Raw genomic sequence first — 22110 nt, forward strand, 5'->3', positions numbered from 1 at the left:
CCCCCAGCCAGTCGCAGAGCGACTGTCGTTCATTACTTGTCGAATGCCATTGGGCATTCGCCATGCTTCTGCGAAGCACCGTTCTTCACCCCCATGTGAGAGTAGCACACCGCCAGACTCCCAATTATACGAAGAAGCCCACTCAAACGAGTGGGCTTTTTTCGTATATGCGCAGTAAAACTGCACTACTCCTTGGTGGAAACCCAACCCATCGGGTTTCATGCGGAAAAAGCTGTGCGCCTCCCTCATATACTTCCCTGCAGAATTAATCAGGGCTAATGAAAATCCCTTGATTTTAGAGACAGAGTGTTAAGCCAGTCTGAACGGTCCGTCAGTTTCCCTGCAATGACATGGGTAACGCCTTCTTTCGAGCGTTCCAGTATGCCGTCTACCTGCAACAGGGTGGCCTTCAGAAATGCCTGCTGCTGATGCCGGGCGGTTGCCTGCCAGACCACCACATTAATATTACCGGTGTGATCTTCCAGAGTGACAAAGGTTACCCCGGATGCAGTGCCCGGTGATTGTCTTCCGGTAACACAGCCAATAATGTGGACCACACTTTTGTCGCTCAGTTCGCTAAGCTGTTCGGCAAAGCAAAACCGGCTTAGATTCTGGCTTTGGGCCAGTAACTTAATTGGGTGGCGCTGTACTGACAAAGAGGTAGATTCATAATCTTCCAGCAAGTTTTCCACTTCATTGGGCTGTAGTAACAGTGTTTGTTGATCATAGCCCGAAGAATTGCTAAACAGTGGTAAATTACGCTGTTGATCCATGATCTGCCAGCGTGCCTGATAGCGGTTCCCGGCCACAGGTTCAAAGGCGTTGGCACTGGCGAGCGCCGCAAGATCACCAGCATCAACAGCTAGTGCCTGTACCTCATCGATGCTTTGAAATCCGTTTGTCGGACGGCTTTTAATAATCTCCTGTGCGCTTTGTTCTGAAAGCCCTTTTATTATTCTGAACCCCAGGCGAAGGGCTTTATTGTGACCTTGGGCTTCCACCTTGTGATCGTACCCTGAATGATTAATGCAGACAGGCAATATGGTGATGTGGTGGCGCTGTGCATCCTGCACAATTTGACTGGGCGTATAAAAACCCATCGGCCAGCTGTTCAGCAGACCAACATAGAATTCGACCGGGAAGTAGTGCTTTAGCCAAGCGGATACGTACGCCAGCACGGCAAATGAAGCAGAGTGGGACTCGGGAAAGCCATAGCCGGCAAACCCCTTGATTTGTTCGAACAGTCTTTGTGAGAAATCCAGGCTGTAGCCGCGTTCCAGCATGCCATTGATGAGTTTGTCCTGGAATTCGTGCAGGCGCCCGTTTTTCTTCCAGCTTGCCATTGCTCTGCGCAACTGGTCCGCCTCACCACCACTGAAGCCTGCCGCGACCATTGCCAGTTGAATCACCTGCTCCTGAAAAATCGGTACTCCCATGGTGCGGGACAACACGTTCTTGACTTCATCAGAAGGGTAACTGATGGCTTCATCGCCATGACGCCGCAGCAAATACGGGTGCACCATATCACCCTGGATTGGGCCGGGGCGCACAATGGCAATTTGCACTACCAGGTCGTAATATTTGCGGGGTTTCAACCTTGGCAGCATCGACATCTGGGCACGGGATTCAATTTGAAATACTCCGACAGTATCTGCTTTGCAGAGCATATCGAATACCTGGCGGTCGTCTCCCAATCCGGTTATAAAGGGAATGCTCACCTCTTCTTTAAACTGCCGGTTGATGAGGGCAAAGCTTTTACGGATGGCGGTGAGCATGCCCAGTGCCAGTATGTCGACCTTCAGCAGGCCCAGACTTTCCAGGTCGTCTTTATCCCACTGGATCACGGTTCGCTCTGCCATAGCGGCGTTTTCTACCGGAACCAGCTCGTACAGAGGGCCCGCTGAAATCACAAAGCCGCCCACATGCTGTGACAGGTGCCTCGGAAATCCGAGGATAGCCTCGGTCAGGGTAACCAGCTGCTGCACCTTTGGAGTATCGGTTGCCAGCCCACACTGTTGCAACTGTTGCTGCCAGGGAATGACACGATCACGCCGGTTGATGTTTTTGATTACAAAATCCAGCTGGCTTTCGGCAAAGCCGAGGGCTTTACCGACTTCCCGGAAAGCGCTTTTAAATCGGAAGCAGATCACTGTGGCTGCGAGTGCGGTACGTTCGCGGCCATATTTCTGATAGATGTACTGGATCACTTCTTCGCGGCGCTGATGTTCGAAGTCCACGTCAATGTCGGGGGGCTCGTCACGTTCCTTGGAGATAAAGCGCTCGAACAATACATTGATTTGTCGTGGATCTACGGCAGTGATCTCAAGGCAATAGCACACCACAGAGTTGGCCGCCGAGCCTCGCCCCTGGTACAAAATATTCTGTTGCTGGGCGAATTGCACAATATCATGGATGGTCAGGAAGAAGTATTCGTACTGCTGCTCTTCAATCAGGGTCAGCTCTTTTTCGATGATGGTACGTATTTTCTGGCTGATACCGCCGGGAAAGCGCCGCCGGATCCCACGCTCGACACATTCCCGCAGATATGAGGTGGCAGTATGCCCGCCTGGCACCAGTTCGGCGGGATACTGATATTTCAGCTCCTGCAGATTAAAGCTGCACAGTCCCGCTATTTTGCGGGTTTCGTCTAACCATTGGCGGGGGTAAAGCTTGCTGAGCTTCCTCAGCGGACGCAAGCTTCGCTCGGCATTACATAAGCCTTGCCGGCCCAGACTCTGTACAGTGGTATGCTCCCGGATGGCGTGCAGTGCATGCTGTACCGACAAACGGTCCGTATGGTGGAACAACGCACCGGTGCAGGCACACACAGGGACGGCGAATTTGGTTTGCAGATGCTCGATGTGTTCAAACCGCTGGGTGTCCAGTCCATCCAGCAGCCGCTGTGCGCCTATCCACACTCGGTCACCAAAATTGCTGCACAGCCAGTCGCCCCAGTGATTGTCCTGTTGCTGTTTGCCAGAAGGGAGCCACAGAGCCAGGCAATGCTTGAGTGACTTCAAATCCCACTCGGCCAGAGTGTATTCACCTTTTGGGGAACGCCGGCGTGCATTACTGATGATTCGGCACAGCTCCGTATAGGCCTGCTTGTGCGGGCAAAGCAGTACCAGAGTGAGGCTGTCTGACAGTACCAGACGGCTGCCAACGATCAGCTTAAGCGGCAGCCGGTTACGCCTGATTTCGGCATGAGCCCGCACCACACCGGCTACCGAACACTCATCGGTGATGGCCAGCGCTTCGTAGCCAAGAAAGGCGGCAGTGTTGACCAGCTCTTCCGGGTCCGAAGCTCCAGTGAGAAAGCTGAAGTTTGACTGACAATAAAGTTCGGCGTACATAGCGGTCAGCAATACCAGCCGTGCACAAACCAGCCTTGCCCGGGGTCTTTAAAAATCTGCAGGTACTGACCGGTTTCGGTTACGGCAATGTAGTAATCCCTGCACACCGGTTGCTCGTCCCACCAGCCGGTATGTAACCGAAGCGGGCCATAGGTAATGCGGCAGGGCTGAGCCAGGGGAAAAGGTATAGGGCTGCATAGGGCCGGGTAGCCGGGCAGTGCCGGTATACTTACATTGTTGGCCACTGCCCGAGGGACCGGCTCGTAGCGATAGTCGTTCTGCTCTTGGGGTTGCAATACCCGTTCAGCCCCCAGCCGGGCCTGCAGACGGCCAATCAGCTGCATCTGGTTGAAATACTCAAAGCGATCTTCAAAGAAATCGTTGGATTGCCCATTCGGTTCTTCCAGAGTACCTGAGGCAAGTGCGATAGCTACCACTGGTGCCGGGAGCACAATCTGCTCAATTTTCAGTTCCACCAGAGCCTGCCATTCTTTTTGATGAGCCATGGCGGTAGCGGCCCGAACATCCAGTTTAAGTGGTGCCTCGTCACGAAAGTGCAGTGTCAGATACACATGGGCGGTGCAGGTGTTTCTGAGCCTCAGAAAAATCATCAGTTCATTCAGCAGCGAGTGTAGCCAGGGTATCAGTTGGGCCGTTTTATCGGCTTCATAACTTAATTCCTGATGACGGTGAAAATTCTCTGCGGGCCGAAAAAAGGTGACGGGGCTGGGTTTTGAGCCATTCAGGGCGCACACATAACGAATTAAATCATTGTGGAAACGCTTGCCAAGTTCGGTGGCGGGCAGGTTCAGCAGAGTTTTCAGATTGCGAATACCTACCCGGTTGAGTGCCTGCTTTTGCTTGTCAGTCAGATCGGTGTGCTCAATGGCGGTATTCTGCAACTGCTGGCGGATTGCCGCAGGGGCAGCCAGCAGCCGATTGCACCGGGCTCTGGCCAGAACCTTAGCGGATTCTACGCTCCAGCCACTGCCATAGTGATAGTGCCGTCCGGCACGTTGCAGTTCATTTTTAAGAGTCAGCCAAAGCGGAGTCAGGCCATTGTAATAACGCAGATGAGAGTCGAGGCGAATGGCCAGGTGGGCAGGGGGCAGCAACACGATATCAGAGACAATCTGATAAAGCTGATGGGCAATGGCGCTCAGTTGTTGAGCTTCCATGTCGCTGTGATAGTTGAGTACTTTCAGCGAGGGGCTCAGCGAGGCAGCCTGAGCCATGCCCATGCCTACTTCAATGCCTGCAGCTTGGGCCTGTTGGCAGCATTGCATAATACGATTGTCTGCCGGGTGATAAACAATCATGGGTGTTTGCAACGGTTGGTGCAGCGCAGCGTCAAGAGTCAGCTGGTAAAAATCCAGATACAGCCACAACATAAAACAGCCTTATCCGGCCTGGGATGAGCCTGAATAAATGGGGCTTGCTGCAGCCATTGCCTTCATAATGGCACTATTATCAGGTGTGTGCTGCAACCGGACAGGAATATTTTCTCTGGGCCAGCCTCCCTGCTGTTTGAGTATGTCTGCATATAACGACTGCTCTGACGGATGTAAGGCAAGATCCAGTGTGACTGGTAAAGACAGGCGGGACGATTGCAATGATTCCATCAACAGGCACAGGGTATGGTTATGGGTCGCCGCAACCTGAAGCCGACGGGCCGGTTTAGGTTGCAAAGCCGTTTGCCACAGCACCACCATTCGGCAGGCTCCGCTTTTCAGGCACTGTTCCGTGGCCCACAGTGCTTCGTTATCATTGGGCGGTTGGATCACGTATACCTGCGGAAGGTCGACACCAAGCTGTTTCAGCCAGGGTGCCTGGACCAGGCCGGGGGCGGCCACAAACACCAACAGTTTCTGGCTTTTGGGCTGGCAGATGATCGACTGCAATAAGGATAACTCACCGATACCCAGATGGCTGCGAATGCGCACCAGGCCGCTGGGCGGGAAACCGCCATTGAGTGCTTTATCCAGTTCCCGATGGCCGGTTTCCTGGCGCGTGCAACCCGAAACATTAAGGCCCTCTTTGGCCCGCCAGATACCGGGAAGTTGGAGAAGAGAGAATTCTGCGTCGTTCATCGTATAATTACCTGTATATTTATACAGTATTATAGATGAAGACAGAGCGAACTCAAGCGTAATAAAAACGCCGCTTCAACAGCGGCGTTACTATGAAAAAGTCAGCTTGAAAAATTACTGATTATCTTCGGTTTTTTCGCTCATCAACAACTTTTGGGTAAATGCATTGCAGGCGGTAACGTAGCCGTCTGGCGTGTTTTTGGACCAGGCCAGGCGGACTTCCCGGGGTTGTTTTTTGATGAACTCCCGGACTTCCTCCATATTGGCTTCACTCATTTGCAGGGCCCGGGTAAGGGCTTCTTCTACAGAGTGGCCTTTTTCGCAAAAGTCCATTATCACCTGAGGCATGCTGCGCACAATGCTGCGTGCAACCGGGTAGCTTTTTTCAGGCATTAAACCTTTACTGTGCGCCGTATCGAGCCGGGTCATAAAGGTTTTTTGCAATTCGTTGGCCACAAACAACAGGCTGGTTAACCCGCGGCTGGCCTTTTTGGCATTTTGACGTGCCGAGTTGCGGGTAAGGTTCAGGTCGCGCTGAAGGGTTTGGGAATGCACCACAAAATAAATCAGCAGCAGGACCATGATCCCAATAACAGAAAAAGCAATCAGCATTATTTTACCTTTTGTCGCTCTGCTTCGATGAATGTCTCTATGTTGCGCTTGAGTATAAACAGCGGCACGGAACCGTGTTCGAGCACAGCACGATGAAAGCGGCGCACATCGAAGTGGCTGCCCAGTTCCTGTTCAGCCTGCTTGCGCAGTGCTTTTATCTGAATTTCGCCGATTTTGTACGACAGTGCCTGGGCAGGCCAGGAAATGTAGCGATCGATTTCCGTACGCACGTTGTGTTCAGACAGCGCTGTGTTGGTGAGCATAAAATCCAGCGACTGCTGGCGGGACCAGCCGAACATGTGCATGCCGGTGTCGACTACCAGGCGGCAGGCGCGCCACATTTCATAGCTCAGACGGCCAAAATCGTCATAAGGGTCTTCATACATGCCAACTTCAACGCCCAGAAACTCGGAATACAGTCCCCAGCCTTCGCCAAACGCCGAAATGTAGGTTTGCTGACGAACTTTGGGTAAATCCTGCATTTCGCTGGCCAGTGAAATTTGCAGATGATGGCCGGGCACAGCTTCGTGCAGGGTAAGTGCCGTCAACGCATAAAGTGGTCGCTTATCAAGTGCGTAGGTGTTTACCCAGTAGTAGCCGGGTTGATCGTCCCGGGTTGGGTCGACATAGCGCCCGGTGGTGTATTTGGGCGCAATGCTGTCAGGTACCGGTTCAACACCATAAGGTGTGCGGGGCAGGTACTCAAACAGGCGGGGCAAACGGGCATCCATCTTTTTGGCAATGAAGGACGCTTCTTTGAGCAGTTCTTCAGCACTGCTGGCATAAAACCGGCGGTCGGTACGCAGGAACTGAATAAATGCGTTGATGTCACCATCAAACTCCAGTTTATCCACAATGGCCTGCATTTCATTGCGAATGCGTTTGACTTCCGCGAGGCCCAGATCGTGAATTTCCCGGGCGGTCATGTCTGTTGTGGTGTAGTGTCTGATACGGTTCTGATAGTAGGCTTCGCCGTCCGGCCAGTTCCTGGCGGCGATGTCATCCCGCGCATTGGGGATGTATTCATCAACCAGAAAGTCGTACACCATTTGATAGGCCGGTACTACCTGGTTGAGGATAACGTCTTCGGCCTGTTGTTTCAGTGCCTGTTGTTCAGCAGCAGAAATGTGGGCAGGAAACTGGGTAAAAGGGGAATAAAAAGTGCTGTCAGTGGCTTTGGTCACCAGATAGGGTTTGACCGAGTCTTCAAACCCCTGAAGAACCACTTTGGGTTGTGTGTAGCCCAGCTCCAGGCCAGTTTTCATATACGCAATATTTTGCTCAAAGTATTTCTTAAGAGCCCCAAGCCGTTGCAGATAATGTTGATAATCTTCGCGGGTTTTAAAGGTGATGCTGCGGGCCAGTGAGCCCATGGCGCTGTGAAATCCGTATTCGGAGGTCAGCGGGACAAGATGCGCCTGAAAGCGGTACTCGTCTATGTAATTGTCCAGCCGGTATTGCTGCATCAGCAACGAGATTTGCTCTTCGGCAGTGAGCTCGTCTTTGGCGATTGCGTTAAGCTGTTGAGAATAGTTCTGCCATTGGGCGTGCTGGGCCTTAAGCGCCGCAGGAGAGATGTCCGGCAGCTGGCTGTCTGCACTTTTGATTCCTTCACTGCTGGCCATCAGTGGTGATACACTGAGCTCATACTGCCAGATTTCATCCAGCAGTGTGCTGAGTTTCTGGCTGGCAGGCGATTGCGCCAATACGGAAAAATGAATCAGTGATAAGGCGAAAATAGCTAGGGTGTAGCGCGAAAATACTGGCTTTAACATGCGTTCTCCGGAACCTTGCCCCAGCGCTGCCGGGTTCTGGTTACTCTTTCTTGGGTGTATAAATCGGACTAGGAAACGCGGCTACTTTATCAGATAACTGGGTGATTTTGGCAGTACCTTGCTTTTTTACCTGATCAATTCTCAACACGTTGTGCATGGGAATGTAAGTGCGGGTGACGTCACCAAACTCGGATTTCAGCTTTTCGTGGCTGGGGTCAAGCACCAGACTGGTGTGTGTGTCCCAGACAAAATCACCAATTTCGACAAAGCCAAACAGGCTGCCCTGGCTGATTTCCCGGACATACAACTCATAGCGTTCACCATTGCTGATGAACTGAATTCGATAGAGAGGGTCGTTACGACTCATAGTACTTACCTGGTATTACGTTGACTCCAAAATGGGGGCCTCAACGCAGAAATCCACCCTTGATCTGCAATTTATTTGTTCGTCAAAAGCGGGTGTAACAGTGTATGGGTGGCAAGCTCCATTTCAAGTGCACTGTCTGCCAGAATGCTGTTTACGGCGAACCCCTGAACGTAACTGGTGAGTTGCAGGGCTGCCGATTCCAGGTTGATATCAGGCATCACCATTCCCTGGTGTTGAGCTTTTTCCAGGCAGCCAATGAAATCAAATTGCAGGCGGTCGAGATAATGGCGCCCCATGTCACGAATTACAGGGTCCTGCCTGCCGAGTTCTGTGACGCTGTTGATCAGTAGGCAGCCACGCTGGTGGATCAGTTCAATGTAGCGTTTGAAAAAGCGCTGAATGGATTCAATACCGGGTTGGAGTTCCATTTCGGAAATGATGGGAAACAGCTGGTATTGCTGGTAGTGTTCAAGCACCCGGTAGAGGAAATGCTGCTTGCTGCCGAATTCGAGGTAGAAACCGCGGCGGTTAAACTCCGTTCGGGCAATAATCTCATCCATGCTGGCACCGTAAAAACTGTGCTCGAGGAAAATACTGACGGCTTGCTCAAGAACCGCGTTGAGATCGTATAGGGCTGTTCTGGGCATGGTGGATAACTCCAACGGCTTAATAGAGTAGATTTAAGCGTAACCCATCGCTTGAAAAAGGCATAGACCGCAAACGTCACTTTGAGATATTTTCTGTACCGATTACGTGAGATAACATTAGGCTGATTTAGCCGTAACCTGAATAAAATTATGATTAAAAAACTGATATTGGGCGGAATGTTTTCCGTACTGAGCTGTGCTGCTTCGGCACAACAATCGGGGCAGCAAGCTCCGGCTTTTGAACCAGACACCAACCGAATCAAATCCCATTTGTTCTTTTTAGCTGATGATTTGCTGGAAGGGCGGGATACCGGTTCCCGCGGGCACGACATTGCCGCGCTTTACATCGCGACAGAGTTTGCCAAATACGGCCTTACGCCGGCGGGTACTGATGGCTACATGCAGCCCGTTAACTTCCGTAAGGCAAATCTGGTGCAGGAGTCGCCGACGTTCACATTTAACAATGGTGAGCAGGAAGTGACCTTTTCCTATCCGAAAGATTATCTTACCGGGCCCGACATTCTGCGCGCGGAGTCGACACTGCAAGGCGAGATGGTGTTTGTGGGTTACGGGATCGTGGCTGATGAGTTACAGCACAATGACTACGAAGGATTGGATGTCGATGGCAAAATCGTGGTGATGCTGTCTGGAAAGCCTCAGTCGTTTCCCAGTGAGGAAGGGGCGCATTTTGCCTCTGGTTATCAAAAAGGAAAATACGCTGCAGAGAGGGGGGCCATCGGAATTATCACTGTAACCACCCCAAGGGATGAAAAGGTGCGGCCGTATCAGACTCGTCTTAGCTACATTCACACTCCCCGCATGGCCTGGCTGCAGGATGATGGTACTCCCGCAAACAGCTTTCCTTCCCTGAAAGGTGGCGCGTATTTGTCACAACCTGCTGCAGAGCAATTGTTTGCCAATGCGCCGCAAACTCTTGAACAAATATACGCACAGCTTGAACGGGATGAATCTCCCAAGGGCTTTGAAATGGCGGGTGAAGTGAATATCTCCAGACGCAGCCTGCATTCACAAATTACCAGCCCGAATGTTGTAGGGATACTTGAAGGTTCCGACCCGGTTCTGAAGAGCGAGTATGTGGTGTTCAGCGCCCACTCAGACCACATTGGTTTCGCCAAAACCGTGAAGAAAGACAACATCAATAACGGCGCCATGGATAATGCATCCGGTACGGCCGTTATGCTGGAGACGGCTCGTTTATTCAGCGAAATGAAAGTGAAGCCAAAACGCTCCATTTTGTTTGTTTCGGTAACCGGAGAAGAAAAAGGCCTGCTGGGCGCTGATTATTTCGCGCGCAATCCTACCGTGCCGGTTGAGTCTATGGTGGCTAACGTAAACTTGGATATGCCGATTCTGACATACGAATTCGCAGATGTAATTGCATTTGGTGCCAACCACAGTGACATGAAAGCGTCAGTGGAACTGGCTGCCGGCAATGCAGGGGTCAGCCTCAGCGCAGACCCGTGGCCGGATCAGGCGCTGTTTACCCGCTCTGATCACTATTCGTTTGTGAAGCAAGGTGTACCGGCTGTTTTTCTGGTTCCGGGGTTGACCTCAAAAGATCCGGCGGTGGATGGCAGCAAGGTGTTCGGTACATTCCTTTCAACCCACTACCATAAACCCAGTGATGACATTCATCAGCCATTCAACTGGCAGGCGGCAAAAACCTTTACTGAGGTGAACGCACAGATTGGTTTGACGCTGGCGAACCAGGAACAGCGTACAAAATGGAATGACGGAGACTTCTTCGGGAACACATTTGGCCGTTAATGGCTGCAGGACAATAAAAAAGCGCCAATCGGCGCTTTTTTTATAAAAAGAACTGTCTGAAATTGCCCCACTGTTCATTGAACTGTTCAGTGGGCTTGCGGGTAAAGCCACTGCGGATAAACAGATTGATACGCCCATCGGTATAGCAAATCAGCATGTTGGCAATAACACCCTCATCTGCGCTTAAGGCTTTGCCTTCCCGCAGTTTACGCTCCCGAAGGACCTGCTTGAGTTGGGTTTCCAGCCGTTCATACAGCTTGGCGATGCGCGCGCGCAAGCGTTCCTGCTCACCCATCAGCGCATCGCCGTTCAGAATTCGTGTAATGCCGGGATTTTTCTCGGCAAACCCCAGAATCAGATGCAGAATTAGCTGACAGCGGGCAGCGGAATCTTTTTCTTCATTAATTATTTTGTTGATGCGGGAGAACAGGGTCTCTTCGATGAACTCGATTAATCCTTCAAACATCCGGGCTTTACTGGGAAAATGCCGATAGAGCGCCGCCTCGGAGACGCCGACTTTTTCAGCCAGTTTTGCGGTGGTTATCCGTTGCCCCGGACTGGTTTCCAGCATTCCGGCCAGCGCCTGAAGAATCTGAGCGCGCCGATTGGTTTTTTTTACTGCGGGCATAACGCGTGTGTTTCCTCTCATATCGGGCTTGCACCCGAACTCCATGTTAAGCGGCTTATGGTTAAGCGAGCGATTGCATCAATACTATCGGCACTATGCCGGTTAGTTTGATGTTTTATTGTTGTATTGGGTTGCCACCAGGGCAATTAGCGCATCAGCCAACTCGGTTTTTGTTGCAGGACCTAAAGACCGCTCACCACTATTCCAGAATACCTGTAAGGCATTGTGATCACTGTTAAACCCCAGGCCAGGTTGCGTGATGTCATTGGCGGCAATCATGTCGAGCTTTTTGTTGACCAGTTTTCCTTTAGCGTATTCAGCAAGATTCTGGCTTTCAGCGGCAAAACCAACAGTGAAAGGAGCAGATTCCAGACTGGCTACGGTTTTAAGAATATCAGGGTTTTTAACAAAAGTAAGTGTTAACTCCGTATCCGATTTCTTTATTTTGTTATCAGCGATAATACTTGCCCGGTAATCGGCAACGGCAGCGGTAGCAATAAAGATATCGCAAGGTGCGATATTTTCCAGCACAGAATCCAACATTTGCTGTGCGCTTTCAACGTCAAGACGGCGGCATCCTGCTGGCGTCGGTAAATTAACCGGGCCGGCTATCAGTGTAACTTCGGCACCTGCCCGCGCAGCAGCCTGCGCCAATGCAAAGCCCATTTTGCCAGAGCTGTGGTTGCTGATGTAGCGCACAGGGTCAAGCGCTTCCCGTGTGGGGCCCGCAGTAATAAGGAGCTTTTTGTTCTTAAGCAACAAGGGAGGCGGAGCGATTAATTTCTCAATCTGCTGAACAAGCTCTAGCGGCTCAAGCATTCTGCCAGGCCCTACATCACCACAGGCCTGTTCTCCATTATCTGGCCCAAGAATGGTCAGTTGGGGTTGCTGCAACACAGCCAGGTTACGCTGGGTTGCACTGGCCTGCCACATCTGCTGGTTCATTGCTGGGGCGATAAACACCTTTGCCGTTGTTGCCAGGAACAGCGTGGACAACAAATCGTCGGCAAGCCCGTGGGTCAGTTTTGCCAGGCAATGGGCGGTGGCGGGGGCAATCAGCAAAATATCAGCCCACTTGGCCAGCTCGATGTGCCCCATTGCCGCCTCTGCGGCAGGGTCGAGCAATTCATGATGAACCGGGTTGCCCGAAACGGCCTGTAAGGACAGGGGGCTGACAAATGCTTTGGCAGATTCGGTCAGCACTACGCGCACCTGAGCGCCCGCTGCAGTCAGCTTGCGCACCAAATCCGGGGTCTTGTAGGCCGCAATTCCGCCAGTGACTCCCAACAACACTTTTTTATCAGATAAGGACATGGCCGTTCATCAAGATCAGAAATCCCCAAAGCCTACCACGCTTAATGTCACGAGGGTAGGCACAACTGTCTGTTGAGGCAGTCGCTGATAGCCTGCAAAAGCAGTAAAACAGGAGGAAGGAATCAACGGGAGTCACAAATGGGTGTGAAAGACTGGCCCGCAGAAGAACGGCCAAGAGAAAAACTGATCAGGCAGGGCGTTGAGCAAATGTCTGATGCAGAATTGCTGGCAGTGTTGTTTGGAAGTGGGCAGCGTGGCTGCAGTGTGGTGTCTTTCGCCCGCCGATTGCTTGGTCAATTCGGCTCCCTGCGACGGTTGCTCAGTGCCAGTGCCGCGGACCTATGTCGGGTTGAGGGAATAGGGCCTGCCCGATACTGTCAGCTGCAGGTGGTTCTGGAGATGGCACGGCGGCATTATGAAGAGCCTCTTAAGAAGCAAGCGGTGTTCAACCACGCCGATGATGTTGTGCGCTACTTAAAAGCCCGTTTGCGTGACGAACCCTGTGAACGGTTTGGCGTGTTGATGCTCGACAGTCAGCACCAGTTGATTGCCTATAGGGCGATGTTTAACGGCACCATCAATGCGGCTGCGGTTTACCCTAGGGAATTGGTGCGGCAGGCCATTGCCGATAACGCCGCCGCTGTAATTCTGGTGCATAATCATCCATCGGGTATTGCTGAGCCCAGTGATGCGGACATTCGTCTGACCCGCGACGTGGTTGCAGCTATGGCACTGCTTGACATAACTGTGCTTGATCATTTTGTGGTGGGCGACAGCCAGACCGTATCCATGGCGCAACGGGGCCTTATTTGAACACGCATCGCTAGATTCATGTCCTGGTAAAAATTAGAGTTGTATAATTTTCGGACGGATATTAAGCTGTACATTACCGGGCCTATCGGCGGTAACTTTGCTGTGTAACCATTATAAGTACTGGTCAGCAGTGAAAAAATGCTATAGCATTATCTTTTCCGTGGTGTGGAATTTAAAGGAATCTAAATGAAAAAGTCACTATTATCTATTTTGCTAGGCGCCAGCCTGGCACTTTCTGCCAATGCACAGGAACAGGCCGCGGGTGCTTCAGCAACAGGTGCTGCAGCGGGTGGAATGACCGCTGGCCTGGTGGCAACCGGTGTGGTTGCAACGGGTATTGCTGCGGCTATGGTTGCCAACAACCGTGGTAGCGTTAATCAAGACAACCCGATTATCGAGCCGCCTCCTGTTGATATTATCTGTGACGGTGATGATCCCCTGGTTGACGGCGTGTGTGTTGGTACAACTAACACCGTAACAGTGTCAGGCACTCAAACCGTTACCCTGACAGTTACCTTCACCTACGCTCCAACTGTTGTTGAGTAAGTTAAGGTAAACCATGCGAAAAAGGCCGCTTGCAGTGAGCGGCTTTTTTTATGCTGTTTTTTGCTTGGCCTGGAAAGTTAATCTCTTCGTGTTATCGCATCTCCAATTTGCGTTTTATCAACGACGCAGCGTGTTATTTCTTATTGTTATCCTGGCTGGTGGGTTCACCGGTTGTTCCTCTACAAATAAAGCCTATTACGACACTATTCAGTTGGCCCTGGCGGATAATGATGTCAGCTTAAGCCTGGCTGAAGTGCAGGCCAGCAAAGCCGATTTAATGCAAGTGACCCGTGGCCAGCGTGACACGGTCGTTCTGGCGCTGGCCTTCATTGAAAGTGAGCTTTACAAATGGGTATCTGCTGACCATGCCTTGCTGGTTGCACACCATGGAGTGGTAACAGAAACCCAGGGGCTGGAGCATGATTTGCTTTATGTTAGTGAACTTGAAGCCAACCCATTTAAAACAAACCAGTTTTTTGCTCAGTGGAATTACCGGGTGGATATTCTTGGATTGGGTTATGGGCTTCCGGTTCAGACTCAGTGGCGCGTGGACGGTGAACAGACCCTGAACGTACTTGAGCACGAACTGGCCGTTATCCATGTGGTCCAGGATGTAACGTTTCCCCGAACGTCGCCTTTTTGGGAGTCCGGATTAAGCTGGCAAAATGAATACTGGATTGACAGCAACACCAAGCAACTGCTGCGCAGCACACAAAAGCTGTTTCCTGACAGTGAATGGCTGGATATGGTTTATCTCAGCCGTGCGGCACGGCTGATTGCATCCAGTGAGGGCGAGGAGTGATGAAAAAAGTCACAATGACGCTTTGTATGGCCTCGCTGGCAATGCTTTCCAGCAGTGTTTTGGCCGGGGTTCGGGTCCAGTTAAATCAGCAGGCTTACCAGTATGCCGGCCCGGTCAGAATGGAGCAGTTGCTCGCCCCCGTGGCCCAGCAGCAAAACTGGTATTGGCCTGCAAGTGCGCTTTATGTTATCGACTCTGAACAACCGGAAGCGTTGCGCAATGAGATACTGCAAGAACTCGATCAGTTGGTTATCGAGCTTGCTCCTCAGAGTGAAAAAGCTGTTTCCCTTAGAATGCTGCGTCAACAAATTGAGAGCTGGCATTTGGCACGACGGGTGAAAATTAACATCCATTACGATCGGGCACGGCTGGACCCAAAACACAACCCCATGGTTACTGACGGCGATTACCTGTTGAAGTTATCTGAGCGTCCTGCGCAGATTTATCTGTCCGGTCAGGTTTTCGAACCCGGAGCTTATGAGTTTCAACCGGCCAGCGTACCTTTCAATTACACAGAAGGGGTTAAAACACGCTTTGATGCGGAAACCGATTATGTGTTTGTGATTGAGCCCTCTGGCGCAATAAATAAGGTTGGAATTGCATACTGGAATCGTGAGTGGCAGCCCTTAATCCCGGGTAGTCAGATTTTCGTTCCTATTTCTTCAAGTTTGTTCAGCCCATCAACCCAAGTGTTGAATCAGAAAATTGCTGAACTGGCTGTTCATCGAGTGTTGCCCTGATGACTGTAGTATCCCGTATTGCATTAGTGATTTGTGTCGGATTGTCAGCTTTTGCTGCAATGGCTGGCTCTTCAGAAAGCCTCAGTGTATCGCATTCACAAATGGTCCAGGGTGGAACCGGCCTGATTCAGACGCCCACTGCCCGCATGGGCCCTGAGGGTGATTTTTCCGTTAATTATACCGATAACAATGAATACCGGTTTTGGTCCGTCAGTTTGCAGCTGTTTGACTGGATGGAGGCCACGGCGCGTTATACGGATGTGCGAACCCGCCTTTACAGCCAGGTCGAGAGCTTCAGTGGCGACCAGACCCTAAAGGATAAAGGCCTGGATGTGAAATTCCGCCTGTTGGAGGAAAGCTTTTATCTGCCGCAACTGGCGGTGGGATTCCGCGATTTCGGCGGCACGGGCTTTTTCGAAAGTGAGTATGTCAGTGCCAGTAAGGCCTGGGGCCCGGTAGATTTTCACCTGGGGCTTGGCTGGGGTTATCTTGGCACTCACGACGACATTACCAATCCGTTCTGTAAGCTGAAAGACAGCTTTTGCAGCCGGCCCGTGGATTACTCCGGGCGAGGCGGAAAAGTGGATTACAACCAGTTTTTCAAAGGCCCGATGGCGGTGTTCGGCGGGATAGAATACCAAACACCATGGGAACCCCTGCGGCTTAAGCTCGAATACGAAGGCAATAATTATCAGTATGATAGAGCCGGAGAGCTTGAGCAGGATTCTCGCTGGAACCTGGGGGCAGTGTATCGCTGGAACAACTTTGATCTAAGCCTGAACTATCAACGTGGAAACACCATCGGGTTTGGGATCAGCTACAGGTTTAATATGAACACCTTTTCCCAGGTGAAAGTGGATCGGCCGCCCCGTTCACTGATGCAAAGTGAGCCCGCGGCTGATATCGATACTCTGGACCGCACCCGGCTTTATCAGGATTTATTCCGTCAGGGCAGCTTTATACTCTCTGATACCGATATCAATGAGCAGTCTGCCACGTTCTATGGGCATCAAATTGCGTATCGCAATCCAAAAGAGGCTATTGAACGAGTTGGGCGCATTCTGGCTTCCGAACTGCCGGAATCGGTGAAAACCTATCAGGTGGTCGAGAATTCGGGCAAGATCCCAATGCTCAACACGGTTATCGATGCAGATGCCTTCAAAGCGGCAGCCCGTTATGAAGGCCTGGAAAGCAAGCTCGAGGACACCTACCTGCGCGTGACTCCGGATGATCAGCTTGTCGAAGGTTATGAGCCTGCTCGTCAGTCCGGAGCCTTTTTCTCAACCGATATTTTCTGGACCCAAACCTTTGGCAGTCCCGAAGATTTCTATCTGTATCAGGGGGGGCTGATTTTTGGTGGCGGCTACTCGATTGATCGGAAATGGACGGTATCCGGTAGCATCCGGGCCACGGTGTTGGATAATTTCGACAAGTTTACCTATAAGGTCGACAAGGAAGATTCAACTTTGCCAAGGGTGCGTACCTATGTTCGTGAATACGTAGACCGCAGCGTAGGAATCGATACTGGCTTTGTGCATTGGGCTGATCGCATTGACGACGATTGGTATCTGCAGGCTTACGGCGGCTATCTGGAAACCATGTTTGGCGGTGTGGGTGGCGAAGTGCTGTACCGGCCAGTAGACAGCAATCTGGCATTCGGCGTGGATCTTAACTTTGTGCAACAGCGCTCGTACGAAAATGTGCTGGGCTTTTTTGACTATAAAACGTTCACCGGGCATGCCAGCGTGTATTGGAAGCCTCAGTGGTCAGCGCTAAAGGGCACACAAATCTCTGTCAGCGCCGGGCAATTTCTGGCTAAAGACAAAGGGGTGAATATCGATTTTGCCAAGCGTTTCGACAGCGGCATCGTTGTAGGTGCCTATGCAGCGTTTACCAATGTCTCTGCGGATGAATACGGCGAAGGCAGTTTTACCAAAGGGTTTTACTTGTCCATCCCGTTTGATCTGTTCGTGGTAAAACCGGCTAAAGGGCGCGGGCGTTTCCCCTGGGTACCAATTTCCAGAGACGGCGGTCAGATGTTAAACCGGCCGATTCGTCTGATGGATATGACAGAAGTTCGGGCTCCGTTCTACGATTGATCGTTCTGTGCTGTAATCGAATCGAACATTGCTCAGTTATGAAAGCGGGCAGCAATGCCCGCACCACTTTGCGGGACGACAGCCGCGTTAGGGACGTTCTTTTATGATCTCAATTATCTCGGTGGTTGAAACTGAAGGTGTTCGTGGCAGGTAGATCACCTCGCAAACGTCTTTGAATTCGTCAAATTTACCTTCCCAGTCATTGCCCATGACCAGTACATCCGCCTTGTGAGCCAGAATATACTCGCGCTTTTTGGCCAATGATTCTTCTTTGAACACCTCGTCTACAAAGCGTAATGAGGAAACCAGTTCCAGCCGGCTTGAGTAGGGGTATATGGGGTTACGCCCCTTTTTGCTGAAGTTCAGTTCATCGGAAGACAACCCTACAATCAGGTGATCACCGTGGGTCCGCGCCCGTTGCAGGATCCGAACGTGGCCGATGTGCAGCACATCAAAGGTGCCGAATGTAATGACTTTACGCATGTTAACTTCTCACGTGGTCAGCAAGGTAGCGGGCAATACGGCTGGAGCACAGGCCGTCGGTGGTACCTACCATGGATTTGGTTAAATCTGCCCTTTCGGCCTGTTTGTCATGCGGGTTGGAAAGGCATTTAATGATTGCAGGCTTAACCTGTTTGGCCGAGGCGGCCCTGCGGGTAAGCGTGTGGAACAGTTCTATGTCCGGGTCGAGGCGTTGCTTCAGGCGAAACTTCAGTAAACCCGAATAACTCCAGCGAGTGCGGTAAAAATCACACCAGACAACGGGTTTGTCCATGGCGGCAAATTCAAAAATGGCCGAAGACGCATCCGATAACATGATGTCGGAAATTTGCATAAAGGGCACCAGGTTATAATCCTCTATACCCGCCAGATACACATTGCCGTATTGCTGCCAGGCTGAAAAACGTTCCCGTTGCGCCGCATACTTGCTTTTGGTCAGGCTGAAAAAGTGTGGCTTTACAATGAGGTTATAGTCCTGCAACTGTTCCGGCCAGTGAAGCGGAAAATGTTCAATGCTGGACGGGAAAAACGTCGGGGCGTAAAGAATGGTCTGCTTTTGTTCACTCAGCCCCAAAGAGGATAAAGGTAACAGGGGGGCGTCGCCACGAAATATAGGGTCAAGCTTGGCGTATCCGGTATCCACAAACGAACGGTCCGAAAATCGCTCTGACAAACGTTTCAGCCGCTCCTGACCTTCCACAAAGCGCACATCAAAGGGGAACTCAGAGACGTCGTAGTAGCAGGATTTAGGGCCGATACCGTGTTGCATCAGGGCAAGCCGGGCGGCAATACGGTGCTTGTCGCTGGCGTCAAAGGCAGGTACATTGCCAAATATTACCCAGTCAGCGTTACAGCGTGCATAGAACTCCAATGCATGGGTCTTACCTTCAAGGTATACAAACGAGAACCCTTCCGCTGTCAGGGCTTGTTCCTTAACCGCATCGAGTTCGGCTTCAGGGTACAGCACAAACTGGCACTTGGCGCCCTGGCGTGATAGCGCTTCTGCCACAGGCAGGTATTGTGGAAGGTAATACAGATGCTGCGTGTCAAACAGGATCTTGGCTGACATGTACGGGTCTCCGAAGCTTCAGGTTACAGCGATGTCAGACACAGCAGGCAACGGCTGGCGTAACAAATAAGCACTGCGAAAAGGCAAAAAATCAATCCTTCTAGTGTACCAGCAAATGCTGAAGGGCTCGAGTCTGGTTGTCTGTAGGGGGTGATGTGGGGGCGTTTTGAAAGGGTGAAAAGGCCTTCTTATGGCGCACAAGGTCAAAAAATCACCCCAAACCGGGTTCTTTTTTACTTTGATATTGAAACCTGGCCTGAATTGCTGTATAAAATGCGCCCTCTTATTTAAAGTAAACGTCAACTGACCCAGTGACTGAATGAAGTGGGTGGGTTCGATTGGCGCGACAGTTATCGTTGTTCTGGAGACAAATACAATGTCAAGAGTATGTCAAGTTACAGGTAAGCGTCCTGCGGTTGGTAATAACCGTTCGCACGCGAGAAACGCGACTCGTCGTCGCTTTTTGCCGAACCTTCAAACTCACCGCTTTTGGGTTGAGAGCGAAAACCGTTTTGTTAAGCTGCGTCTGTCTGCTAAAGGCATGCGTATCATCGACAAGAAAGGCATCGATTCAGTTTTGACTGACATCCGTGCTCGTGGCGAAAAAATCTAAGGAAGCCTGAAAATGCGTGATAAAATCAAATTAGTTTCTTCTGCAGGTACGGGTTTCTTTTACACTACCGACAAGAACAAGCGTAACATGCCTGGCAAAATGGAGATCAAAAAGTTTGATCCCGTTGTGCGTAAGCACGTTATGTTCAAAGAGGCCAAAATCAAGTAATTACACTTGCTTTTGTCTCCACGAAAACCCGGCCTTCGCCGGGTTTTTTGCGTGTATGCAAAATGGGTCCGATGCCGGTGAACGTCGGCTGAAAGGGTAAAGGACATTGGCAGTATGCTCAGGCTAACCAAACAAACCATGAACAACGTGGTGATATTTTCCATGTTGTTCATGATGCTGCTATTTAATCTGGATTCGTTCCTGCCGGCTGGCAAAGCGGAGGGTGAACGCCCGTTGTTGCCGCAGGAAAGCTATGTTCTGAAGATTGAGCAGGGCAGCCAGCGCCTTGAGCGGGCTGGGCAACAATGGCGGCAGGTAGCGGAGCGAATCGACGCAGCGGTCTCACCGGAAAACCAGATAAATGCGTGGCAGAGCGCACGCCTGAAGCCGGTTGAGAGTGTAGATCAGCAGGTCGCGGCCAGTTCGCCTTACGTAGTGGTGGTTTGGCTGGCCGGGCAGTCTGAAGGGCTGGTGGTAGGGTTTTATCCGGGCCAGGCCGATACCTGGGTGAAAATTCACGGTCAGTGGTTTCTCCTCACCGGAGTAACAATGCACGAACTGTTGCCGTGGAATCCGGCATGAAAAGTCATCACGGAGTGAGCAGTAATGCCTGAATTACCTGAAGTTGAAGTCAGCCGTTTGGGTATTTCGCCCTGGTTGGACGGCCAGCGTATTGTAAACGTTATTGTGCGTGATGGCCGCCTGAGATGGCCGGTGCCGGATGAGGTGTACCACTTAGAGGATGTGTTGGTAAAGGCTGTGCGGCGTCGGGCGAAATATCTGCTGATTGATGTGGGCGACGGTGAAATAGTTCTGCATCTTGGTATGTCCGGTAAATTACGCGTGGTTGATGCAAGCACCCCAGTGGTGAAGCATGATCATCTGGATTTTGTGCTCGGTAACGGGAAAAGCCTCAGATTCAACGACCCAAGGCGCTTTGGCGCATGCCTGTGGCAGCCCAGTGGGCAGCAACTGGTTCAGTTGGCCGGTTTGGGGCCAGAGCCTTTAACGGCCGACTTTGACGGCCAGCGATTGTACGTTCTCTCGCGTAACAAAAAATCTGCAGTGAAAAATTTCATTATGGACAATGCGGTTGTCGTTGGCGTGGGTAACATCTATGCCAACGAAGCATTGTTTATGGCGGGTATCGACCCACGGCGTGCGGCGGGAAGAGTGAGCCAGTCGCGATACCTGGCACTGTCTGAAGCAATCAAAAACGTACTTGGTTTTGCCATTGAGCAAGGCGGAACCACATTAAAGGATTTCGCCCAAAGTGATGGCAAACCCGGCTACTTTCAGCAGCATTTGCGGGTTTATGGCCGCACCGGGCAAGCGTGTGAACGGTGTGGGGGAGAAATTCACAGTGAAATCATCGGCCAGCGCAATACGTTTTTCTGCCCCCGGTGCCAGCGTTAACCCTTTTTGCCGTGCAGGCGTTCGTAGAGGGCCTGCTCTACAACCGGATGGCAAAAGCTTCCTACCTTTCCTCTGTGCAGCGCTACCTCTTTGACCAGGGTTGATGAAATGAAGGAATTTTCTTCAGCGGGGGTAAGAAATACACTTTCGAGCTTAGGGTTCAACCGGCGGTTCATGTTTGCCAATTGAAACTCGTATTCAAAATCGGAGACAGCCCTGAGGCCACGTATGAGCACTGTTGCGTTTTGCGCATCGGCAAAGTCGGCCAGCAATCCGGTAAAACCGATTACCTCAACGTTGTCCAGTGACTCAGTTATGGTACGAATCATGTTTACCCGCTCTTCGAGTGAAAACAGAGGCTGTTTGCTGGGGTTGGCGGCAATGCCTACAATGACATGGGAAAACATCTGCGAGGCCCGCTCAATCAAATCAGCATGGCCATTGGTAATAGGATCAAAGGTGCCAGGGTACACGGCTCGGGTGTGCATAATTACGGTTTGTTCGCTTGTTGGCTGAGGGCCTAAAAGTACCCAGAATTCACCTAATATGCAATGAAGCTAGGGCCTGTTGATCTTTGGAGTTCAATTTTGCAGCTAATTGTCATGCATTTATGCAAGGCAGAGACTGTGAAGTCATCTGCATGAATAGTCTCTAACGCAGCAGAAAAGCGCGACAAACGCTGCCCTTCGGGTTCACTTTGAGTGATTCCAGTGCTGTGTTGTTCGCCATTTACTTAGCTGATTAAGCTTCATGACTCTTGCCTTGCCCT

The 22110-nt window shown here is 51.3% G+C and carries 22 protein-coding genes; 10 read left to right on the forward strand and 12 right to left on the reverse strand.

All coding sequences use genetic code 11. The annotated features are described in order from the left end of the window. Positions 1 to 275: 275 nt before the first annotated feature. The 7 genes from DXV75_RS16370 to DXV75_RS16400 all read right to left on the reverse strand — a co-directional run bounded on the left by DXV75_RS16370 (position 276) and on the right by DXV75_RS16400 (position 8844). Positions 276 to 3353, reverse strand: coding sequence for an error-prone DNA polymerase (locus tag DXV75_RS16370; RefSeq protein WP_115594506.1), 3078 nt, complete (start codon positions 3351 to 3353; stop codon positions 276 to 278). A gap of 5 nt (positions 3354 to 3358) precedes the next feature. Beyond that, positions 3359 to 4744, reverse strand: a complete 1386-nt coding sequence (locus DXV75_RS16375) for a Y-family DNA polymerase (protein WP_115594507.1) — start codon at positions 4742 to 4744, stop codon at positions 3359 to 3361. A 9-nt stretch (positions 4745 to 4753) separates the two neighbouring features. Further along, a complete protein-coding gene (gene imuA, locus DXV75_RS16380) occupies positions 4754 to 5443 on the reverse strand; it encodes a translesion DNA synthesis-associated protein ImuA (protein ID WP_115594508.1) in 690 nt (229 codons plus the stop codon). A 114-nt stretch (positions 5444 to 5557) separates the two neighbouring features. Further along, positions 5558 to 6055 (reverse strand): hypothetical protein, encoded by a 498-nt coding sequence (locus DXV75_RS16385; RefSeq protein WP_115594509.1) that lies wholly within the window; start codon positions 6053 to 6055, stop codon positions 5558 to 5560. Next, positions 6055 to 7830, reverse strand: coding sequence for a DUF885 domain-containing protein (locus DXV75_RS16390; protein WP_115594510.1), 1776 nt, complete (start codon positions 7828 to 7830; stop codon positions 6055 to 6057). Before DXV75_RS16390 ends, DXV75_RS16385 begins: the two co-directional genes overlap by 1 nt. A 40-nt stretch (positions 7831 to 7870) precedes the next feature. Further along, positions 7871 to 8197 (reverse strand): DUF1820 family protein, encoded by a 327-nt coding sequence (locus DXV75_RS16395; protein ID WP_115594511.1) that lies wholly within the window; start codon positions 8195 to 8197, stop codon positions 7871 to 7873. Between the two features lie 71 nt (positions 8198 to 8268). Further along, entirely contained in the window at positions 8269 to 8844 is a 576-nt protein-coding gene (locus DXV75_RS16400) for a TetR/AcrR family transcriptional regulator (RefSeq protein WP_115594512.1), read from the reverse strand. Between the two features lie 177 nt (positions 8845 to 9021). Here DXV75_RS16400 and DXV75_RS16405 point away from each other — a divergent pair, with 177 nt between their 5' ends. Then, complete coding sequence (locus DXV75_RS16405) at positions 9022 to 10632, forward strand: M28 family metallopeptidase (RefSeq protein ID WP_425451720.1); 1611 nt, start codon at positions 9022 to 9024, stop codon at positions 10630 to 10632. 40 nt (positions 10633 to 10672) lie between these two features. Here DXV75_RS16405 and slmA read toward each other — a convergent pair whose 3' ends face one another. Then, positions 10673 to 11260: a nucleoid occlusion factor SlmA gene (slmA, locus tag DXV75_RS16410; RefSeq protein WP_115594514.1), complete on the reverse strand. Its 588-nt coding sequence runs from the start codon at positions 11258 to 11260 to the stop codon at positions 10673 to 10675. 102 nt (positions 11261 to 11362) lie between these two features. Next, the gene (coaBC, locus tag DXV75_RS16415) at positions 11363 to 12574 is read right to left on the reverse strand and encodes a bifunctional phosphopantothenoylcysteine decarboxylase/phosphopantothenate--cysteine ligase CoaBC (protein ID WP_115594515.1); all 1212 of its coding nucleotides are present in this window, start codon (positions 12572 to 12574) and stop codon (positions 11363 to 11365) included. Between the two features lie 138 nt (positions 12575 to 12712). Here coaBC and radC point away from each other — a divergent pair, with 138 nt between their 5' ends. From radC to DXV75_RS16440, 5 genes are all read left to right on the forward strand, one after another. Further along, positions 12713 to 13387, forward strand: coding sequence for a RadC family protein (gene radC / locus DXV75_RS16420; protein ID WP_115594516.1), 675 nt, complete (start codon positions 12713 to 12715; stop codon positions 13385 to 13387). A 186-nt stretch (positions 13388 to 13573) separates the two neighbouring features. Then, a complete protein-coding gene (locus DXV75_RS16425; protein WP_115594517.1) occupies positions 13574 to 13933 on the forward strand; it encodes a hypothetical protein in 360 nt (119 codons plus the stop codon). Positions 13934 to 14063: 130 nt separating this feature from the next. Next, positions 14064 to 14735: a YjbF family lipoprotein gene (locus DXV75_RS16430; protein WP_245953273.1), complete on the forward strand. Its 672-nt coding sequence runs from the start codon at positions 14064 to 14066 to the stop codon at positions 14733 to 14735. Further along, entirely contained in the window at positions 14735 to 15475 is a 741-nt protein-coding gene (locus DXV75_RS16435; RefSeq protein ID WP_115594519.1) for a capsule biosynthesis GfcC family protein, read from the forward strand. Before DXV75_RS16430 ends, DXV75_RS16435 begins: the two co-directional genes overlap by 1 nt. Then, entirely contained in the window at positions 15475 to 17574 is a 2100-nt protein-coding gene (locus DXV75_RS16440) for a YjbH domain-containing protein (protein WP_115594520.1), read from the forward strand. Before DXV75_RS16435 ends, DXV75_RS16440 begins: the two co-directional genes overlap by 1 nt. Positions 17575 to 17661: 87 nt before the next feature. Here the strand turns inward: DXV75_RS16440 and DXV75_RS16445 are convergent, their stop codons facing one another. Together DXV75_RS16445 and DXV75_RS16450 are read right to left on the reverse strand one after the other, a co-directional pair. Next, positions 17662 to 18057, reverse strand: a complete 396-nt coding sequence (locus DXV75_RS16445; RefSeq protein WP_115594521.1) for an FAD synthase family protein — start codon at positions 18055 to 18057, stop codon at positions 17662 to 17664. 1 nt (position 18058) lies between these two features. Beyond that, positions 18059 to 19144, reverse strand: coding sequence for a CDP-glycerol glycerophosphotransferase family protein (locus DXV75_RS16450; protein WP_115594522.1), 1086 nt, complete (start codon positions 19142 to 19144; stop codon positions 18059 to 18061). Between the two features lie 376 nt (positions 19145 to 19520). On the opposite strand from DXV75_RS16450, the gene rpmB reads away from it, so the two are divergent. From rpmB to mutM, 4 genes are all read left to right on the forward strand, one after another. Then, the gene (gene rpmB / locus DXV75_RS16455) at positions 19521 to 19757 is read left to right on the forward strand and encodes a 50S ribosomal protein L28 (RefSeq protein ID WP_115594523.1); all 237 of its coding nucleotides are present in this window, start codon (positions 19521 to 19523) and stop codon (positions 19755 to 19757) included. Between the two features lie 12 nt (positions 19758 to 19769). Next, entirely contained in the window at positions 19770 to 19925 is a 156-nt protein-coding gene (rpmG, locus tag DXV75_RS16460; RefSeq protein WP_013786148.1) for a 50S ribosomal protein L33, read from the forward strand. A gap of 114 nt (positions 19926 to 20039) precedes the next feature. Next, a complete protein-coding gene (locus DXV75_RS16465; RefSeq protein ID WP_245953276.1) occupies positions 20040 to 20507 on the forward strand; it encodes a hypothetical protein in 468 nt (155 codons plus the stop codon). Positions 20508 to 20531: 24 nt separating this feature from the next. Further along, positions 20532 to 21341 carry a bifunctional DNA-formamidopyrimidine glycosylase/DNA-(apurinic or apyrimidinic site) lyase gene (gene mutM / locus DXV75_RS16470; protein WP_115594524.1) on the forward strand — a complete coding sequence of 270 codons (810 nt, stop codon included), beginning with the start codon at positions 20532 to 20534 and terminating at the stop codon, positions 21339 to 21341. Here the strand turns inward: mutM and coaD are convergent. Beyond that, positions 21338 to 21829, reverse strand: a complete 492-nt coding sequence (coaD, locus tag DXV75_RS16475; protein WP_115594525.1) for a pantetheine-phosphate adenylyltransferase — start codon at positions 21827 to 21829, stop codon at positions 21338 to 21340. The two genes, mutM and coaD, sit on opposite strands and share 4 nt — an antisense overlap. Between the last annotated feature and the right edge of the window lie 281 nt (positions 21830 to 22110).

It is taken from the genome of Alteromonas aestuariivivens (assembly GCF_003367475.1).
Classification (GTDB): Bacteria; Pseudomonadota; Gammaproteobacteria; order Enterobacterales; family Alteromonadaceae; genus Alteromonas; species Alteromonas aestuariivivens.

Excerpts from the sequence above, each read along its gene's own strand:
- DXV75_RS16370 (WP_115594506.1), bottom strand. The coding sequence starts at position 3,353 with ATGTACGCCGAACTTTATTGTCAGTCAAACTTCAGCTTTCTCACTGGA.
- DXV75_RS16375 (WP_115594507.1), bottom strand. The coding sequence starts at position 4,744 with ATGTTGTGGCTGTATCTGGATTTTTACCAGCTGACTCTTGACGCTGCG.
- imuA (WP_115594508.1), bottom strand. The coding sequence starts at position 5,443 with ATGAACGACGCAGAATTCTCTCTTCTCCAACTTCCCGGTATCTGGCGG.
- DXV75_RS16385 (WP_115594509.1), bottom strand. The coding sequence starts at position 6,055 with ATGCTGATTGCTTTTTCTGTTATTGGGATCATGGTCCTGCTGCTGATT.
- DXV75_RS16390 (WP_115594510.1), bottom strand. The coding sequence starts at position 7,830 with ATGTTAAAGCCAGTATTTTCGCGCTACACCCTAGCTATTTTCGCCTTA.
- DXV75_RS16395 (WP_115594511.1), bottom strand. The coding sequence starts at position 8,197 with ATGAGTCGTAACGACCCTCTCTATCGAATTCAGTTCATCAGCAATGGT.
- DXV75_RS16400 (WP_115594512.1), bottom strand. The coding sequence starts at position 8,844 with ATGCCCAGAACAGCCCTATACGATCTCAACGCGGTTCTTGAGCAAGCC.
- DXV75_RS16405 (WP_425451720.1), top strand. The coding sequence starts at position 9,022 with ATGTTTTCCGTACTGAGCTGTGCTGCTTCGGCACAACAATCGGGGCAG.
- slmA (WP_115594514.1), bottom strand. The coding sequence starts at position 11,260 with ATGCCCGCAGTAAAAAAAACCAATCGGCGCGCTCAGATTCTTCAGGCG.
- coaBC (WP_115594515.1), bottom strand. The coding sequence starts at position 12,574 with ATGTCCTTATCTGATAAAAAAGTGTTGTTGGGAGTCACTGGCGGAATT.
- radC (WP_115594516.1), top strand. The coding sequence starts at position 12,713 with ATGGGTGTGAAAGACTGGCCCGCAGAAGAACGGCCAAGAGAAAAACTG.
- DXV75_RS16425 (WP_115594517.1), top strand. The coding sequence starts at position 13,574 with ATGAAAAAGTCACTATTATCTATTTTGCTAGGCGCCAGCCTGGCACTT.
- DXV75_RS16435 (WP_115594519.1), top strand. The coding sequence starts at position 14,735 with ATGAAAAAAGTCACAATGACGCTTTGTATGGCCTCGCTGGCAATGCTT.
- DXV75_RS16440 (WP_115594520.1), top strand. The coding sequence starts at position 15,475 with ATGACTGTAGTATCCCGTATTGCATTAGTGATTTGTGTCGGATTGTCA.
- DXV75_RS16445 (WP_115594521.1), bottom strand. The coding sequence starts at position 18,057 with ATGCGTAAAGTCATTACATTCGGCACCTTTGATGTGCTGCACATCGGC.
- DXV75_RS16450 (WP_115594522.1), bottom strand. The coding sequence starts at position 19,144 with ATGTCAGCCAAGATCCTGTTTGACACGCAGCATCTGTATTACCTTCCA.
- rpmB (WP_115594523.1), top strand. The coding sequence starts at position 19,521 with ATGTCAAGAGTATGTCAAGTTACAGGTAAGCGTCCTGCGGTTGGTAAT.
- rpmG (WP_013786148.1), top strand. The coding sequence starts at position 19,770 with ATGCGTGATAAAATCAAATTAGTTTCTTCTGCAGGTACGGGTTTCTTT.
- DXV75_RS16465 (WP_245953276.1), top strand. The coding sequence starts at position 20,040 with ATGCTCAGGCTAACCAAACAAACCATGAACAACGTGGTGATATTTTCC.
- mutM (WP_115594524.1), top strand. The coding sequence starts at position 20,532 with ATGCCTGAATTACCTGAAGTTGAAGTCAGCCGTTTGGGTATTTCGCCC.
- coaD (WP_115594525.1), bottom strand. The coding sequence starts at position 21,829 with ATGCACACCCGAGCCGTGTACCCTGGCACCTTTGATCCTATTACCAAT.